Annotated in this window: 15 protein-coding genes; 5 read left to right on the top strand and 10 right to left on the bottom strand. The window is 64.1% G+C overall.

All coding sequences use genetic code 11. The features are described from left to right. Window positions 1-51 precede the first annotated feature (51 nt). The gene (locus RMN95_RS00005; protein WP_309614924.1) at window positions 52-1,233 is read left to right on the top strand and encodes a MarP family serine protease; all 1,182 of its coding nucleotides are present in this window, start codon (window positions 52-54) and stop codon (window positions 1,231-1,233) included. 13 nt (window positions 1,234-1,246) lie between these two features. On the opposite strand, the gene RMN95_RS00010 is transcribed toward RMN95_RS00005, so the two are convergent. From RMN95_RS00010 to RMN95_RS00050, 9 genes are all read right to left on the bottom strand, one after another. Further along, on the bottom strand, window positions 1,247-1,954 hold the full coding sequence (locus tag RMN95_RS00010) for a lysoplasmalogenase (RefSeq protein WP_309614925.1): 708 nt from the start codon (window positions 1,952-1,954) through the stop codon (window positions 1,247-1,249). Window positions 1,955-1,981: 27 nt separating this feature from the next. Further along, window positions 1,982-2,431 carry a VanZ family protein gene (locus RMN95_RS00015; protein ID WP_309614926.1) on the bottom strand — a complete coding sequence of 150 codons (450 nt, stop codon included), beginning with the start codon at window positions 2,429-2,431 and terminating at the stop codon, window positions 1,982-1,984. 43 nt (window positions 2,432-2,474) lie between these two features. Next, window positions 2,475-3,275 (bottom strand): nuclease-related domain-containing protein, encoded by an 801-nt coding sequence (locus tag RMN95_RS00020; RefSeq protein WP_309614927.1) that lies wholly within the window; start codon window positions 3,273-3,275, stop codon window positions 2,475-2,477. A gap of 164 nt (window positions 3,276-3,439) precedes the next feature. Further along, a complete protein-coding gene (locus RMN95_RS00025) occupies window positions 3,440-5,710 on the bottom strand; it encodes a UvrD-helicase domain-containing protein (RefSeq protein ID WP_309614928.1) in 2,271 nt (756 codons plus the stop codon). A 346-nt stretch (window positions 5,711-6,056) separates the two neighbouring features. Next, window positions 6,057-7,367, bottom strand: coding sequence for a PrsW family intramembrane metalloprotease (locus tag RMN95_RS00030; RefSeq protein ID WP_309614929.1), 1,311 nt, complete (start codon window positions 7,365-7,367; stop codon window positions 6,057-6,059). A gap of 23 nt (window positions 7,368-7,390) precedes the next feature. Next, window positions 7,391-7,966: a hypothetical protein gene (locus RMN95_RS00035; protein ID WP_309614930.1), complete on the bottom strand. Its 576-nt coding sequence runs from the start codon at window positions 7,964-7,966 to the stop codon at window positions 7,391-7,393. 100 nt (window positions 7,967-8,066) lie between these two features. Further along, window positions 8,067-8,690, bottom strand: coding sequence for a hypothetical protein (locus RMN95_RS00040; protein ID WP_309614931.1), 624 nt, complete (start codon window positions 8,688-8,690; stop codon window positions 8,067-8,069). Between the two features lie 76 nt (window positions 8,691-8,766). Then, a complete protein-coding gene (locus RMN95_RS00045) occupies window positions 8,767-10,155 on the bottom strand; it encodes an FAD-binding oxidoreductase (protein WP_309614932.1) in 1,389 nt (462 codons plus the stop codon). A 46-nt stretch (window positions 10,156-10,201) separates the two neighbouring features. After that, window positions 10,202-10,597 carry a TraR/DksA C4-type zinc finger protein gene (locus RMN95_RS00050; RefSeq protein WP_309614933.1) on the bottom strand — a complete coding sequence of 132 codons (396 nt, stop codon included), beginning with the start codon at window positions 10,595-10,597 and terminating at the stop codon, window positions 10,202-10,204. A 170-nt stretch (window positions 10,598-10,767) separates the two neighbouring features. Between RMN95_RS00050 and RMN95_RS00055 the strand changes: the two genes are divergently transcribed. From RMN95_RS00055 to RMN95_RS00065, 3 genes are read left to right on the top strand one after another with little or no spacing between them, the layout of a single operon-like run. Beyond that, window positions 10,768-12,342: an AlkA N-terminal domain-containing protein gene (locus RMN95_RS00055; protein ID WP_309614934.1), complete on the top strand. Its 1,575-nt coding sequence runs from the start codon at window positions 10,768-10,770 to the stop codon at window positions 12,340-12,342. After that, complete coding sequence (locus RMN95_RS00060; RefSeq protein WP_309614935.1) at window positions 12,339-13,367, top strand: YihY/virulence factor BrkB family protein; 1,029 nt, start codon at window positions 12,339-12,341, stop codon at window positions 13,365-13,367. Before RMN95_RS00055 ends, RMN95_RS00060 begins: the two co-directional genes overlap by 4 nt. 56 nt (window positions 13,368-13,423) lie before the next feature. Further along, window positions 13,424-13,900: a protoporphyrinogen oxidase gene (locus tag RMN95_RS00065; protein WP_309614936.1), complete on the top strand. Its 477-nt coding sequence runs from the start codon at window positions 13,424-13,426 to the stop codon at window positions 13,898-13,900. Here RMN95_RS00065 and RMN95_RS00070 read toward each other — a convergent pair. After that, a complete protein-coding gene (locus tag RMN95_RS00070) occupies window positions 13,897-15,339 on the bottom strand; it encodes an aspartate ammonia-lyase (protein WP_309614960.1) in 1,443 nt (480 codons plus the stop codon). The genes RMN95_RS00065 and RMN95_RS00070 overlap by 4 nt on opposite strands. A gap of 407 nt (window positions 15,340-15,746) precedes the next feature. On the opposite strand from RMN95_RS00070, the gene RMN95_RS00075 reads away from it, so the two are divergent. Further along, a complete protein-coding gene (locus RMN95_RS00075; RefSeq protein WP_309614937.1) occupies window positions 15,747-17,120 on the top strand; it encodes a maltokinase N-terminal cap-like domain-containing protein in 1,374 nt (457 codons plus the stop codon). The last annotated feature ends 164 nt before the right edge of the window (window positions 17,121-17,284 follow it).

Raw genomic sequence — 17,284 nt, forward strand, 5'->3', positions numbered from 1 at the left:
TCATGCGGGTTAGGGTCATGGAATGACCAAGCAGACGTCCAGGCGCCGCCAGTGAGCGGCTCACTGGTTCTCGACATCGTGCTCGGTCTCGTGCTGATCGCCTACAGCGTGTACGGCTTCCGCAATGGATTCTCTCGAAGCGTCTTTGTGATTGCGGGTGTGGTGGCCGGAGTGGTCGGGGCATTCTTTCTGGCGCCACTTGCCGCGACGTGGGTGCCCGTGTCATTGCTGCGTCCGGCCGTCACCATTTTTGTTGCCGTTGGTCTTGTGGGGTTCGGGCACGCATTGGGCAGCGCGATTGGGCGCGGAGTGCGTCGCGGAGTGGCGAAAAGCGCGCTGGGTGGGTTCGACAGGGTGGCCGGAGCTGTCGTTACCGGCGTGGCTGCCGCGCTCGTAGCATCCGTCGTCTCCTTCAGCGCCAGCCAGCTCGGGGTGCCGGTTCTCTCGAAGGCCATCGCCGACTCAACGATTCTCACCACCATTACGACCGTCACCCCGGCACCCGTGCAGGCGTTTCTCGCGCAAATGCGCGGCGCGGTAGTCGACCGCGGAATCCCGATCATCACCGATGCGCTCGGAGAGAAGACCGCAACCATCCCGCAGATCGACACCGGCAGTGAGGCCCTCAACACGGCCGCGCAGTCTGTGGTGCGAATCACCGGCAACGCTTATGCGTGCGGCCGATCGCAGTCTGGTTCCGGATTCGTGATTTCGGACGACCGCATCATCACGAATGCCCACGTGGTAGCTGGCGTTAGCGAACCCGTGATCGAGGCCCCCAACGGTGAAGTCGTGACGGGCTCGATCGTCTACTTCGACCCCATCGACGATCTCGCGGTCATCGCTGCTCCCGGGCTATCTGCGGCGGCACTCAGTGCCAGTGAGACCCTGAACGAAGGCGACGACGCCGTGGTGGAGGGCTACCCGTACGGAGGACCGTTCATTTCCGGAGCGGCCGATGTCATCTCGGTGAGCACCGCAAAGGTGGCCGATATTTATGGGTCAAACTCGAATAACCGTGAGGTCTACACGCTTGCAGCAACGGTGCGCGAAGGCAACTCGGGCGGACCACTGCTGACCCTTGACGGGCGCGTCTCCGGCGTAGTTTTTGCCCGCAACGCTGATAACGAGAAGGTCGGATATGCCATGACCATGGCGGAGCTGGGGCCGGTCGCCTCCCAGGCTGCCGGTCTCACCGATGCCGTCTCAAGCGGGAGCTGCATCACCGAATAGGCCCGGCTTGCTGCTACCGAGTGAACTCCCTGGGCGTGGCGTCGCTGGCAGCAGTGCGGATGAGGCCTCGGCGGCGAGCGATCAGTACCGTGCCGAGAATGATCAACCCCTGGCCCAGGATGTAGCCCAGCATGACCAAAGAGTCTTTCTGCCAGAGTGCGAAGTCGGGCCAGAACAGCTTGAAGGCGAGCAGGGTATCCGACGCAAGAAACAGCAGCCCTCCGATCGCGATTGTGCGAGTCGCGCCGAATGCCGCGGCCGTCGACCCGCCAAGCACGAACCCATAGACCGCCACCGGGAGCAGCAGCGTGCCGAGGTAGGGGCCGAGTACCACCAGCAGCGCTGCCCACCAGAACACCAAAGCGAACGCCACCCGCGGCACCCTGCGCACGCGAAACTCGCGCAGGAACAACACCAGGTAGGCGACGTGAGCAATCAGGAAGGCACCGAGGCCGGCAACGAATCCTGAGTTGCCGGGGGTGGAGAGCAACAGGTCACCGGCCCAGGAGAAGAGCAGGGCAAGGCCACCCCAGAGTGCAATGCCGCTCCGGACGGCGGGCAGGGCCACGAGCATCCCGAGCAGAAGGGCTGGCATCAAAAGACCCTTGGTGGCGGCCGACACCGTGGTGACGCCGATAACGAGTGCGACCAGGTGCAGGCTGCCGACCGTTGCATACGGCGCGAACGCCCACCACTGGGCAGTGCCGAGCCGCGAACTCATGCCCTCAGGGTAGGCCAGGGCGACGGTTTAGGGGGATGCGCGCCGTGGAGAGCCGGTCACTCGGATGCGACGCGCCTTCGATGCCGTCAGCACGAGGGCGAGCACCGCCCCGATCACGGCACCGAGTGAGTTGGCCAGAAGGTCACGAGGGTCGGACACCCGATTCGGCACGAACTGCTGGGCAAACTCGATCCCGATCGTCATCAGCACCCCGAGCACGACGGCAAGCCACCACATCCTCCTGCCGAACAGCAGGACTAAAAAAATTCCGAATGGCACGAACATCGCGATGTTTGCGAGGAACTCAAGCCGCAGAAAGGTGAACCACTCGGTGGCCGGGTAGCGCCCCAGAAGTTCCGCGAGTTGCCACAGCGCACCGGATTCCAGCCCGGTGGAGAGCGGCGTGAGCGTGAGCCAGCCGACGAGGGCCAGATAGGCCAACGTCACGAAGCTCAGGATCGGGTGCCGCAGGAACATCCCTCTATCGTGCCGCACCAGCGCGGGAGAAGCCTCCATGGCATCACGGGCTGGTCATCATGATCGACACAAAGGCGGCGATCACAGTACAGACCGAGAGATACACCACACCCGTGGCGACGGCGGCCCAGGCGATGCGCCGCACCAGGGCGCTTCGCACCCGCGCGCGGATTAGTCCAAAGTCTCGGTGAAGTTGTTGGGTATCGAGCGCGGTCGTGCCCGCCGCAGGCCAGGTGGCATCCAGGTCGGCCACATCGGAGATGAAAGCGACGTCATCGCCGCTCAAAGTATGGGGTGCCGAGCCCAGCAGTCGCTCGATGTCAGCGGAGGCGATAATGCGCACTTCACTGGCGAGAACCTTGATGATCAGCCGCTTGGGGTCGACCACCACGAGCAACGGACACACCACAACCGGCTTGCCCACAGCGACGGCCAATAGTTGTGACGCCTCCTCAGCTTCCGCCCTCGCGACCAGGATGTCGTCGCGCGTCTCCCCAACGACAACGAGGGAATCACCGTCGATGATCACATCCACCCCGCTGCAGTGCGCCGTGTGCACCGTGAATACGCCGGCGGGCCCGATGACAAGGTGGTCGAGCGATCCGCTGCGGAGTGGGACATCGTGAAGCACGTCCCAGCGTTGACCAAGATTCTCGAGCACGTCGCCCACGAGCAACTCGGCGAGCGCTCCTCGATAGAAACTTCGCGACTGGAATGTGAGCGGGCTGACCCCGAAGATTCGGGCCACCCTGGACTGGCGGTGTGCGAGAGTTTGCGCGGTAACGACGTCGAACATCGCCGACTGGCCAGCAACTCGTTCGCGCAGGACGCGGCTCGGTGCCATCCGTTCCTCCGCCTACCTGGTTAACTACGTTGGGCCGGAGACTCCCCCGCCTCCGGCCCCACTCGCTGCGACGAATCGCACCTGACGAACTTTCCCTCCCCCGAGGGTTGTTCGTAAGGCAATACTGGCCAGCGGTGAGCCCGGCGGCAATCCCCCACTGAGGGTCACACCCAAGTGAGGGGTGCCGCGGGCCCGGTATTCTGCTCGATACCGGCAGGGATGGGGCCGGAGGTCACCAGATGCAATCGCTGAGTAGGTCGAGTCATCGCCACGTACAGGGCTGCGGCACCTCGGGCTATCTCCTCCACGATGACCTGTGGCTCCACGATCACCACGGCGTCGAACTCAAGGCCCTTGGACTCCTGCGGCGTGAGCACCGCGATGGCGCGCGCCAGCCCGGCCGCACCCCGACCGACCTCCGACCCGAATGCTTCGGCGAGGGCGGGCCACACCACGGCGACGAGGCTCTCGCTCATAATGACCGCCGTGGTTCCGCCGGAGTCGATGTCACGATCGCCACGCACGACGGTCACCACCTCATCGGCAAGGCTGTGCTCTACGGAGACGACATGGACGGGCCACTCGCTCTGCCTCACCGCCCGCGACCGTGTGATGTTGACACTATGTGCGAGTGCCATGGCCTCCGCGACTCCAGAGATCTGGGCAGGGGTGCGGTAGTTGACGGTCAATTCTTCGAGCCGCCAGTTTTCGCCGACGTGTGGTGCCAACGCCTCGGCCCAACTCGTCGCGGCGGCCGCCGCCGAAGCCTGGGCGATGTCGCCCACAACCGTGAACGATTTCAGCGGGTTTCGACGCATCAGCAGCCTCCACTGCATGGGCGAGAGTTCCTGCGCTTCATCCACTACGACGTGGCCATATGCCCAGGTGCGATCGGATGCGGCCAACTCGGCCGTCGTGCCGCGCTCGACCGTCGCCTGAAAGCCCTCAGCAAGCGTCTCGGCGTCGACCATGCCCCCGACCTGCATATTCTCGATGGCCGCCTGGGCGTTCTCGATATCACGCTTGCGCTGCTGCTTGCGCTCCCGCTTATCGACATCGGCACTCGCATCCACCTCGCCCAGAAGCTCAGCGGCCTCATCCAGCAACGGGACATCGCTGACCGTGAAGGGCGAGTCGCGATCGCGGTGAAGCAGCGCGCGCTGTTCGGGAGTCCACCGGTCCGTAAGTGAAGCGAGCCACTGCGGCCGGGCAAATAGGTCTTGCAGCAGTCGCTGGGGAGACAGCGGAATCCACGCGGTGTTCAGCGCAACCTTCACGTCGTCAGAGGTGCGAATATCTTCTCGCAACCAGGACTGGTCGCTCTCCTCGATGGTGTTTCCGTGCGACCGCAACTGCTCGGCGAGCATCCGCGCCAGGCTCGATAGCGCGGCCTTATTGAAACTGACCCTCGCGAGGTTGTGCGGCTTCTTCGTATCCCACGCACGCTGCATGGCGCTGTGGATGACGTGCGGCCCAACCGTGAGCAACTCCCCGTTGATGTCGACGACGATCGATTCTGTCGGCACCACCTGCCTCGAACGCACCGCCCTGGCAATCAGCGTCGACATCTCGAGTGACCCCTTAAGCGCGGCAATGTCGGCGGTGTCATCCCGGGAGGTGTCGACCCCCGGAAAGAGCTGGCCCACGCTGGATAGCACCACGCCGGTTTCACCAAGGGACGGAAGCACCGCCTCGATGTACTGCAGAAATGACCGGCTGGGGCCGACAATCAAGACTCCGGATGAAGCTAGCCGTTCCCGGTATGAGTACAGCAGGTAGGCAGCACGATGCAGCGCCACAGCGGTCTTGCCGGTGCCAGGGCCGCCCTGCACCACAAGCGTGCCCCGCAACTCGGAGCGGATGATGGCATCCTGCTCAGCCTGGATCGTGGCAACGATATCGCCCATGCGGCCGGTGCGCTGCGCCGTCAGCGTCGCCAGCAGCGCCGCTTCGCCCTGCAGGGTGCTCACATCCCCGGTCAGCAGCTCCTGATCGAAGATCTCATCGTCGATGCGCACGATATCGCGGCCCTGGCTTTGGAGGTGCCGGCGTGCTCGAGCTCCCAACGGCGTCGCGGCGGTTGCCTGGTAAAACGCGCGGGCCTGCGGCACCCGCCAATCGAGCAACAGCGGAACCAGGTCGTGATCGCGCAGCCCGATGCGGCCAATGTAGCGATGCACCGGTGGCTCGCCCTCCTTCGAATCGAGCTCGAGGCGTCCAAATGCCAGCCGCTCGTCGATTTGGCGCAACTGGCTGATGCGATCCTCATAGATGCGGGCAAACGCGTCTCGCTCCGAGCGGTTCTGGTGGGTACCGCCGGGATTGCTCCTGCGCACGGCTTCAAGCTGTGCCTGGGCCTCCACTCGAAGCACGTCCAGCCTTGCGTAGAGGGTGCTGACGTAGTGTCGTTCGCTCTCAAGTTCGCTTGACGGCATGCAACAATCCCTTCACGACCCTGATTTCCACTCCACTTGTTCTGGCAGCCGGGCTTGCACGAATGTGGCTCGTGCAGCAGCAACTTTCACAGACCAGACGCTGGTCAGCGCGGCCCGAAATCCAGCGGTCCAGTCTACGCGGCCGAGGTCATTGTCAGGTGACCCTCGAATGGCATCGGGGGTCTTGCGCTGGCGCTCCGATAGTGCCACGCTGTCAGCAGATCAACTTATCGCCCAGTCTGAGTCGCAGGCATTGCCGCACCGGCTGGGCGATGAGTGTTTTTACGGGGCTTATAGGCAAGACCGGACCTCACACGCGGCTTCTTGCCTCTGAGTTCCGCTGAGACTACCTGCCGGCGGCAGGCGGAGTCGACGCTCCCGCCCCGACGAGCAACGAGCGCGACTCGATGATAGCCGACAGCATCGCGGCCTCGTCGAGGGTCGCCCCGAGGCCGCCACGTCCGGTGACGATGCGCTGGCGGGTGAAAGCCAGTTGTGTGGCATCCCGAATATAGCGCTTCATCGCTGGCCGCCGACCGTGACGGCCAGCCCACTCGAGCGCCTGTCTGCGGCCTCGGGGAGTCGCCAGCGCCGCAATCTCGTCCTGGGCAAACCAGCCCACGCTGGCGTACTCGCTGAGGCGATCGAAGGTGAGCTTGGATTCTTGCCTGCGCAGGAATCGCACCAGAAGGATTGCGAGCACGAAGAGCGGGAACTGGACGATCGCGTAGTATCCGAAAAAATCGTTCACGAAGAACAGGGCACCGTTCCAGAGGGCATGCAACAGCATCGCCGGAATGAGCCCGATAAGGAAGAATCCGATCGCACCGACAACGCCGAGGCCACGTCGAGCGGCGAACCCGAGGGCGAGGCCCGTAAACATCGTGAACATCACGTGGGCAAAGGGGGACATCACTCCGCGCACGAAAAAAATGTAGGCGACGTCGGGAGAGAAGGCGGTACCGGCGTCGAGCAGCTGGGAGCCGAAGTAGAGGATGTTCTCGGTGAAGGCAAATCCACCGGCGACCCAGGCCGCATAGACGACACCGTCGACAGGGCCGTCGAAATATTTGCGCGCAACGAAGAATATCAAGAGAAGCCCCAGACCCTTGGCGGACTCTTCCACCAGCGGCGCCTGGATCGCGGCCCCGATGAACTCGTAGATGACGTCGTCACCCTGGGAGACGAGGGTGATCACCGGGTCGACGCCGCTTCCCACCACCAGGGCAATGATGACCGCAACGGCCGAGCCCCACAGAAAGGCGAAGAGCACAGCGAGCCTGGGTTCCGGCTCCCAGCGATCGATCCAGCGCACCCCCAGGAACACGATTGCCAGCGGGATGAAGGCCATCAGGCCGCCCAGCGCGACGGCGTCACCACCCAGTGAAAGAACGAGGTAGCCCGCAACACCCAGCGCAAGAATCGACAGGATGATCACCCCAACGATGCCGAGCACCAGTGCGGTGTTGCCGGGTTTGATCACGGCGGTCAACCCTGGTTGCGTTGCCCCGGAGACCTGCGCCGAGACCTCGGAGGGAGCGACAGACGGTGCCATTCGCGACGCCCCCGACGAGGCGGTCAGGTCGGGCGTGGTCGATGTCGGGTTGGCCTGGGCTGTCGGAGTGGCCTCAGTGGAGTCAGCCGCGGGGTTGGTCATGCCGACACCCTAGCGGGTCGTCGTCACTGAGCCTGTTGCTCACGCAGGATCTGCAACGCCCGTGCGACGCGGTCGCCAAGCCCGACAACCTTCTTTCGCGAGGTCCTGGCGGCCGCATCGAGCAACACAATAATTTCGGCGCGCTGGTGCGTGTGCAGGCTCGATCGTGCACCGGCTGCGGCCACGGATGCCCGTGCCACCGCCAACGCGAGCACATAGCTGATCACCGGCAGCAGCAGGGCCATCACGGCAGCGCCAACGTTCGCGTTAGGCAGTGAAGCGGAGGCAATTACGGGGAGGAACGACGCCGCAACAGCGACCAGGTGCCACGGGATTCCCTTCCAGAGCTGCGCGTTAGCTCCCCGTGCCGACGGTACGGATCTGGCCGCCTCGCGGTCGTCGAGAGCCGCGAGCCTGTCACGGAAGTCGTCGAGCTGTTCGGTCGCAAGTCGAGCGCTCGCGGCATCCTGCACCTCATCGCGCAGCACGCTGAACGCCGAAAGTTGTGGAACCCGGCTCGCAGTGAGGGTCAGATCTGCCAGCTGGAGCGCAATGACCCCCACCCAGATGGCGAGACTGATGAACTCGAAAGACGACATGACAAGACCTTAGCCGCGCGCTTACCCTGTCAGGTCTCTCCACGTCGGCATGACCGAATAAGCCCGGGTGAGTGTCGCCCTGATCACGGCCGCCGCCAGATCAGGCGGCAAGCGATACCTCGGCTGGATGCAGCAGCACCGGAGATCGGGAACCCTGACGAGCCTGTTCCGCCGTACTCGTGGAGATGGCGTCGAACGCCCCCGACCGCATGGCGGCGAACACATCTGAGGCGACCTGCTGGACCGACCCGTGGCCGGGGCGCATACCCAGCGCGGTGCGCACGCTCCGGCCGGAGATGATGACGTCGGAGGCCTCCAGCTGCGCGATCGCGTCACTGAGTACTGTCGCCCCAAGATGGTGGGCCCACGCCACAACGAACGGTGCCACAACCGAGACATCTGTGAGCGCGACGCGAGTGCCGCGCCCCACCGCGTGCACCTGCTTCACGACCGAGCGGGCCAGCATGGCACAGGGGAACAGGGCGGCTGCCGCATCAAGCGTGACGTCGGCCGGAATGCCGATGAGGTCGCGCTCGGCGACGGTGATTATTGCCGCGGACGTGGGGGCAAGTGAGCGGAAGGCGACCCTGTCGTTCTTGGCAAACCCGGCGCTGTCTGGCCCCACTCCGTCGATGATGCCTGCTACCTGTGTGCCGAGAGCACTCACTCCGACGGCTCCCACACGAACGCGGACCTCGCCCGCGAGAAGTCGAGGAGCAATCATGCGAGCAGTTACACCAGAGGAACTCATACCCAGCAAAACGGCAGCCCTGCTCCGGATATTCCTCCACCCAGGTAGTTCAGAAGACCTTCCCAGGATTCATGATTCCGAGAGGATCGAAGACTGCCTTGATCTGCCGTTGCAACTCCAACTGGTCGTCCCCGAGCTCGTCACGAAGCCAGCGCCGCTTCAGCAGGCCAATGCCGTGCTCCCCCGTGAGCGTGCCTCCAAGCCTCAGTGCCGCGAGGAACAGCTCGTCAGCGGCAGCCCAGATCGCCGCGGGCACCCCGCCCCCGCTCTCGTCATTGAACACGAAATTGGGATGCAGGTTGCCATCGCCCGCATGCGCCACCGTGGGAATGGTGATGTCATACCTGTGCTCGATTTCACCGATCGCGGCAAACATGGCAGGCAGTACGCTGCGCGGCACACAGACGTCCTCTATCAACACGGTGCCGAGCGCCGCCATGGCGGGATGAAATGCTCGACGGATCGAAAAGAGCTTCTCGCCGGCAACCGGGTCGAGCGACAGTTCACCAACACCGCCGAGGGAGGAGACGATCGCGAAGATCGACTCGGCCTCCTGCGCGGCACCCGGTCCGTCGGTCTGGATCATCAGCTGCGATCCTGCGGGATGCTCGATCCCCAGATACGCGCCTATTGCGGCCATGGCGCTCTCGCCGACCAGTTCCATGACGGCAGGCCTCAGGCCGGACGAGGTGATTACCGCCGCGGCCCGTGCCGCGTCATCCACCGTGTCGAATCTCGCGCTGATGGTCGCCACCGTTCCGGTGACGAGTCTGCGCAGTCGAAGCGTCGCTTCCACGATCACGCCGAGGGTCCCTTCAGACCCGATCATCAGAGCGGTCAGGTCGAGGCCGGTGACGCCTTTGACCGTGCGATGGCCGAACTCGAGAAGTCGACCGTCTGCCATCACGACCTTCACTCCCAGGATCGACTCGCGGGTGACGCCGTACTTCGCGCACAGCAGGCCGCCGGCGTTCGTTGCGATGTTGCCGCCGACCGTAGAGATGGCACGGCTGGCAGGGTCTGGGGTGAACCAGAGGCCGTGTGGCTCGAGAAGTCGATTCAGCTCTGCGTTGATGATGCCCGGCTGCACGACGGCGAGTTCGTCGTCGACCGAGACCTCGAGTAGAGAATTCATCGCGAGGGTACTCAGCACTATTTCGCCGGCGTCGCCGATCGCGCCCCCGGCAAGCCCGGTGCCAGCGCCACGGGTGACCACGGGAGTGCCCGTGGCCGAGGCAATGCGCATGACCGCCTGCACATCGTCAACAGAGCGTGCGGTGACGACCGCGAGCGGTGCTGAAGCGGAGACGTGCCCCGACTTATCGGAGCGGGTGCGTTCTGTTTCGGCGGCGGACGTCGAGAGAGCATCCCCGAGCGCATCAGAAAGCTGCGCGACGACCGTTTCGGTGCGCACGACACGGGACGAAATTGCGGTCATTCGGCCATTGTGTCATTTGCCGGACCACACCGGGGGCCGGAAGGGGTCAGGCGGCGCAGGCGATGCAGTACGCCGCGGCCGGGCGTGCGTCCAGCCTCGGCTTAGAAATGGCACCACCGCAACGCTCGCACGCGCCATAGGTCGCAACATCCAATCGAACCAGGGCCGCCAGGATCTCGTCAATGTGACGTCGGGTGTGCTGCACCATCGCATTGGACTGTGCCCCTTCGAAGGCGGTATTTGCGCCCTCCGGGTCGTCCACCTCGTCGTTTGTCGAACCCCGACGTGACGCGATCCCGTCTGCGACATCGTGGCGAAGTCGCGTCTCGAGGTTGCGAGCCTCCTGCAGGTCATCCACCAACCTGGCGCGCATGCGTGCCCGTTGTCCGGCGGTCAGAGGGCGGCCGGTGACGGCTTGGGAACTGGTCAATTCTGCGCTCACCTGCACAGTCAATCCGACACTCTCGCCGGGAGACAGGGCTTGACCTTGTCCCCCGAATGGGCTAGCGGTCCGGTGAATGCACAGCCCGCTCGTGCGGCGAGTCGGGGTGATGAGTTCGCCATGTCTGATTTTCGCTAGTGGATGTCAGTGGACCATGTGATTCTGAGGTGATGAGCACCCACGGAAGCACCGACCCTCGATTCGCCGAGCGGTATCGCGCGCTGGCCTCCCGCGACTCACGATTCGACGGGCAATTTATCGCCGGAGTGCATTCGACCGGAATCTACTGCAGACCGAGTTGTGCTGCCATGACACCGCACGCGAAGAATGTCAGTTTCTTCAGGACTGCTGCGGCCGCACACGAAGCCGGCCTGCGGGCCTGTAAGCGTTGCCAGCCTGACGCCGTGCCCGGCTCCCCGGACTGGAACCTCAGCGACGACCTTGCCTCCCGCGCGATGCGGTTGATCACCGATGGCGTCATCGAGCGCGACGGCGTGCAGGGCCTTGCGGCGAGGCTCGGCTATACGAGCAGGCATCTCACGAGGGTGCTCACGAGCGAACTCGGCGCCGGCCCGCTGTCGCTCGCGCGCGCGCATCGCGCCCAAAGCGCACGGCATCTATTGGCGTCAACCAACCTGTCGGTAGCCGATGTGGCGTTCGCCGCCGGCTTTTCGAGTATCAGGCAGTTCAACGACACCATTCAGGCCGTGTATGAATCAACCCCCAGCGCCCTCCGCGCACTCGCGCGACGAGGTCAGGGCAGTCAGGGAGGTCGACTGACGCTCGGCAGTGATCCAGGATCCGATCCAGGGTCCGATCCAGGATTTGATCCCAGATTCGCCGCTGGGTCGACGAGCATCACCCTGCGCCTGCCCGCCCGCGCACCGTTCGACGGGGCGGGCCTGATGCGGTTCTTCGCTGACCATGCGGTCGCCGGGCTCGAAGTGGGAGACGACCATTCCTTCTCACGCCGCCTTCGCCTGCCCACGGGAGTTGCCGACGTGGACATGACACTCGACGGCGACGCCGTCCTGTGCCGAGCGAGACTGAATGATGTCTCGGATGTCACGGCCCTCGTCTCACGCGTGCGCAGGCTCTGTGACCTCGACGCGGATTCGGTCGCCATCGATACCGCGCTGGCCACCGACCCGAAGCTCAGGCCGCTCGTCTCCGGGCTGCCGGGCCTGCGCCTGCCCGGCGTGGTGGACGCGGACGAAGCCCTATTCCGCACCCTTGTCGGGCAGCAAATCTCGGTGGCTGCCGCCCGAACAGTGCTGGGCAACATCACCAGGCAGCTTGGCTCTGACGGCCTGTTTCCCACGGCATTGCGGCTGGCCGAGAACGGTCGAGAGGTGCTCCGTGGCCCGGCGTCGCGAGTGGCGACGATAGTGGGAGCGGCCGAGGCCATCGCCTCGGGCGAGCTCGTACTCGACCTGGGGATGCCATCGGACGAGCTCGTTGCCAAGCTGGTCGCGATGCCGGGGATCGGGCCATGGACGGCCGGCTACGTGGCAATGAGGGTGCTGGGTAATCCCGACATCATGCTGTCCAGCGACCTGGTCATGCAGCAGAGTGCCGCGAACCTGGGGATGCCTTCGACGATGAGGGCGCTCGACGCCTACAGCGCCCGTTGGGCGCCGTGGCGCACCTACGCGGGCCTGCACCTGTGGCGAGCCCGGCCACCTGTGCTGTCGAAGCGCACGGGGCCTGGCGCACCGCCGCAGACTCCTACCATCAAGGGATGAGCAGCGAACGTCGAGGTGCAGCGCAAACCACACAGGGGTTACCAGCCTCAGCGTGGAGATACGCCGCCCGCAGAACATGGCACGGATTCGTGCGCCATCGTGGGCTCGATTCTGCGGCGGCACTCACCTTCTTCTCCGCACTCGCGCTGTTCCCCGGTGCACTGACGGTCGTCTCCGTGTTCGCGTTGTCCGAAGGCACACGCGATGCTGCCACGGTCATCCTCGGCATCGTCGATGAGGTCGCGCAGGCGTCGACAGTAGAAACCCTTCGGCAACCCATCATCCAGCTTTTCACCATCGCGAACCCGGCGCTCGCGCTCGCCATCGGGCTCATTCTGTCGCTGTGGTCACTCTCGAGCTTCTCTACCGCGTTCGGTCGCGCGGTGAACAGCGTTTATGAAGTGCAGGAAGGCCGGCAGATCTGGAAGTTTCGTGGCCTGATGCTCGTTCTGGCACTGTTTCTGCTGGTGATATTTGGCGCGATCGTGGCGCTGCTGATCATCACCCCGAGTGTGGCCGCCGCCATCGGGGGTGCGGTCGGTGTCGGCGCTCCCTGGATCACGATCTGGTCGATCGGGCGATGGCCAATTCTCGTGATCCTGGTCGCCCTGGTGATGGGCGTGCTCTACTACGTCACTCCCAATGTGCGGCACGAGAGACTGCGCTGGGTGAGCTTCGGGGCCCTGTTTGCGATCGTCGCCTGGGCGCTGGCAACGACCCTGTTCGGCCTGTATGTGACCAACGTGGGCACCTACGATCGAATATATGGATGGCTCGGCGGCGGTCTCGCACTGCTCGTGTGGCTCTACATCACCAACGTCGTGCTCGTGCTCGGAGCGGAGGTGGATGCCGAGGTGATGCGCCTGCGCCAACTCGGGGCGGGCATCGCCGCCGAAGAGGTGGTCCAACTACCGATGCGTGATACGACGCGCAATCTCATGTTGGCGAGGCAACGCGCACAGGACGTCTCCGATGGCAGGGCCATCCGCGAGCAGTCGGCGGCGGCCTCGCGGGATGTGCACTGAGTGATGTGCCCTGAGTGATGTGCACTACTGTCACCGCCCACACTTATGGTGGAGGTATGAAACGCAAACTTTTCATTGTCGGTGCCGGGATAGCGGTGGGCTACCTGTTCGGGTCGCACGCAGGGCGGGAGCGCTATGACCAGATCAAGGCACGGGTCATCGCGCTATGGGAAAACCCGCGCGTCTCGAAAACCCGCCATGATGTCGAGGCCTACGCGAGGCAGCAGACTCCGCTGATCCGAGAGCGCGCCGACGCCGCGGCGAAGGCAGCGCCCGGAGTCGCGAAGGATGTCAGGGACAGGGTCGTAGACACCGCGCGGGATGTCGCCGCCAGAACCACCACGACCGCCAGAGATGTGGCGGACAGGGTCACCGACGTTGCTAGCGATGTACGCGACCAGGCTGGCAAGGTTGCCGCAGATCTTCGCGTACGCGGGGAGGCCGCCGTAGACAATGCCGTTGCCAGCGCGGGTGAAATTCGCGAGAAAGCACTCGACATCGTCGACGACGAGGATGACGACCCGAAGGTCTAATCCTGGTGTGGCAACACCGGTAGCGTAATCGCGGCGGTGATCGGCACCATCCCGCTGAGTCGTTCTGGAGACAGCACCTGCGCAACCTTCTCGGCGGTCATCAGCCCGGACGAGACCACGAGATCTGCGATCGATGCCTGAGTGGTGAGCGCGCTGTGGGCGAGCGTTGCCGCTGCGGCGTATCCGATGTAGGGCGTCAGAGCGGTCACGACGCCGACACTCGTCTCGACCTGCATCGCGAGCCGCTCAATATTGGCGGTGATTCCATCAACACAGTTGACGCGCAGGGTGTAGCAGGCGTTCGTCATCCATGACAGTGATTGCAGGATGCTGTGCGCAATCACGGGCTCGAAGGCATTCAGTTGCAGTTGGCCCCCCTCCGCCGCGGCCGTGACCGTCGCGTCCGCTCCGATGACGCTGAAGGCGACCTGGTTGACCACCTCGGGAATCACGGGGTTCACCTTGCCGGGCATGATCGACGAACCGGCCTGGCGTGGGGGAAGGTTGATCTCACCAATGCCTGCCTGCGGCCCGCTCGACAACAGCCTAAGGTCGTTGCAGATCTTCGACAATTTGACCGCGGCGCGCTTCAACACCCCGCTGACGGTCATGAAAATGCCCGCGTCGCTGGTCGCCTCAATGAGGTCAGGCGCCGTCTCCATATGGATTCCCGTGACCTCGATCAGGTGACGGCACACGGCGGCCGCATAGCGCGAGTCTGCCGTGATTCCGGTGCCGATCGCGGTGGCACCCATGTTGATCTCGTTGAGCCACGGAATAGTCTCACTGAGGCGGTCGTAGTCCTCCGCGAGGGTATGCGAGAAGCCCGTGAACTCCTGGCCGAGCGTCATCGGCACTGCATCCTGAAGCTGCGTTCGACCGATTTTGAGAATCTGGTTAAATTCGCGGCCCTTTGCCGCGAATGCGCCGGTGAGCAACTTATGCTCGGCGAGAAGTCGTTGCAGCCCGAAGACCATTGCCAGCTTTATCGCAGTCGGATATACGTCGTTGGTGCTCTGGCTGCGGTTGACGTCGTCGATCGGGCTGAGTTGCGCGTAATCACCCTTCTCAAACCCCATCAACTCGAGTCCGCGGTTGGCTATGACCTCGTTCGCATTCATGTTCGTGGATGTTCCCGCACCCCCCTGGATCACCCCAACCCTGAATTCCGCGTGAAGTTCGCCATCGATGATCTCCTGGCAGACCTGGTCGATGACGCCGGCCTTGCGCGCATCCAGCACGCCGATTTCGGCGTTCGCCCTGGCCGCGGCCTGCTTCACCCTCGCCAGCGCTCTGATCAGGTCGGGATAGTTGTAGATGGCGCGCCGCGTGATCGGGAAGTTTTCCAGGGCGCGGGCGGTGTGGATGCCCCAATAGGCCGAAGACGGAATCGCCATGCTCCCGAGAGAGTCGCTCTCGTCGCGGGTTCCGTCTGTCAGCTCGAGTGCGGTCTCATATGCCCTGCGGGGAGAGTTCTCATCCCCGGCGATGCTCTGTGCCGAATCCGTGCTGCGATCGTGCTGGCTGTGGTAGCTCTGGCCGTGATAACTCTGGCTGTGATTACCCTGGTTGTGATCGGCTGATGCTGCTGTGCGTGTGGGTACTGTACGTGTGGGTTCTGTACGTGTGGGTTCTGCACGTGTGGGTATTGACGCTTGTGGCGTGTGATCCATCGACTAATCTCCCTTGACTGGCGATCCCGTAAGTCTACGGGGCGCTGGCCGGCGTGAATCGCGGTTTGTGGCCCGTCCGCCGGCTCCTGAGTGTCGTGACTATGGTCGTGCCACGACCGACCTAACGCTACAAGCCCTTGACCATCTCGACGTTCGCGTGGCTAGTCTGGAATATGACTTCGACCCCGGCGATCACACCCGATCCGGCCCCCTTCCTGGCATTTCTCGCCCCATGGATGACCCGGCAGCGCTGGTTCGCCAATCGGGGTGCCGCGCCCGCTCTTGAGCAGATAGGCACCTGGGATCTCGAACAGTCAGAGCCCGGCATCCGGGTCACCACCCATCTGCTTCTCGACCACACCGTCGGCACGCCGGCGCTGTACCAGGTGCCCCTCACCTACCGATCGGTACCGCTCGCCAACCCGACCGCCCTGATCGGCGAGTTCGACGGATTCTCGGTATACGACGGACCGTTCGACCCTGCCTATACGACCGGACTGCTTGACTTCATTTCGCTCGGTTCCGAGTCAACCGGCGACCAAATGTGGGCACTGGGAAAGCGCACGGCTCCCCGGGTCGGCCGCGGCCTGGTTTCTCGGGTACTGACGGGAGAGCAATCCAACACTTCGATCATTTTCGAGCATGAGGGCGAAACTCCCGTGATCTGCAAAGTGTTTCGGTCGCTCCACGATGGAGATAATCCGGATGTGGTGTTGCAGACCGCCCTTGCCCAGGCCGGCTCGCCGACGGTTCCGCAACCCGTCGGTCACATCGTGGCGGAATGGAGTGATCGCGGCGAGAGTAGCGGGCGTGCCACGGGTCATCTCGCGTTTGCCCAGGAGTTCCTGCCGGGGGTGCAGGATGCGTGGCGCGTCGCCCTGGCCGCAGCGGCCGAAGGGACTGGCTTCTCAGTCGAGGCGAGATCGCTCGGAATTGCCACTGCCGGGGTGCACGCCACGCTCGCGGCGAGTATGCCTACCAGCGAGGTCACGCCGGCCGATGTCGAGGCGGTGATTGAGAGCATGAACGGTCGCCTGGCTGCCGCCATCGCCGAGGTCCCCGAGCTTGAACGCTTCGGCCCTGCCATCCGTCAGGTCTTTGCGCAGGCCGCCAGCGTCTCATGGCCCGTTTTGCAGCGCATTCATGGCGACTTCCACCTCGGGCAGGTGTTGGCGGTACCGCACCACGGCTGGGTCATTATTGACTTCGAGGGTGAACCGATGCGCCCGATGCGCGAGCGCAGCAGGCTTGACAGCCCGATGCGTGACATCGCAAGCATGCTGCGATCCTTTGACTACGTGTGTGGTTCGCTGGCCGTGGGCGGTGCCGCGCCGGCACCCGAGTGGAGCACGACAGCGAGGGCAGCTTTCGAGGAGGGTTACGGCGCCGCATCAGGCTGCGACATCCGGCACCACCGGGCTCTTATTGATGCGTTCGAGCTCGATAAGGCGCTGTATGAAACGGTGTACGAGGCACGAAACCGGCCTGGATGGCTGTCGATACCGGTCGACGCCATTGAACGGCTGTGCACGAGGGTCGCCCGCTGATGACGGAGGTTGTGAACCGGGACCTTCTGAGCACCTCGGCGTAGAGAACTGAACGCGAGATGAACAATTCTGGGAATCGCCGGTGACGTCCGCTCCGAACTAACGGTGTGCTGATGCACTTCAGTACAGCAAGTGCGCTCGCGCCGAACGCACCGTGACCCGAA

The organism is Salinibacterium sp., from assembly GCF_031364185.1.
In the GTDB taxonomy this organism is placed as follows: Bacteria; Actinomycetota; Actinomycetes; order Actinomycetales; family Microbacteriaceae; genus Rhodoglobus.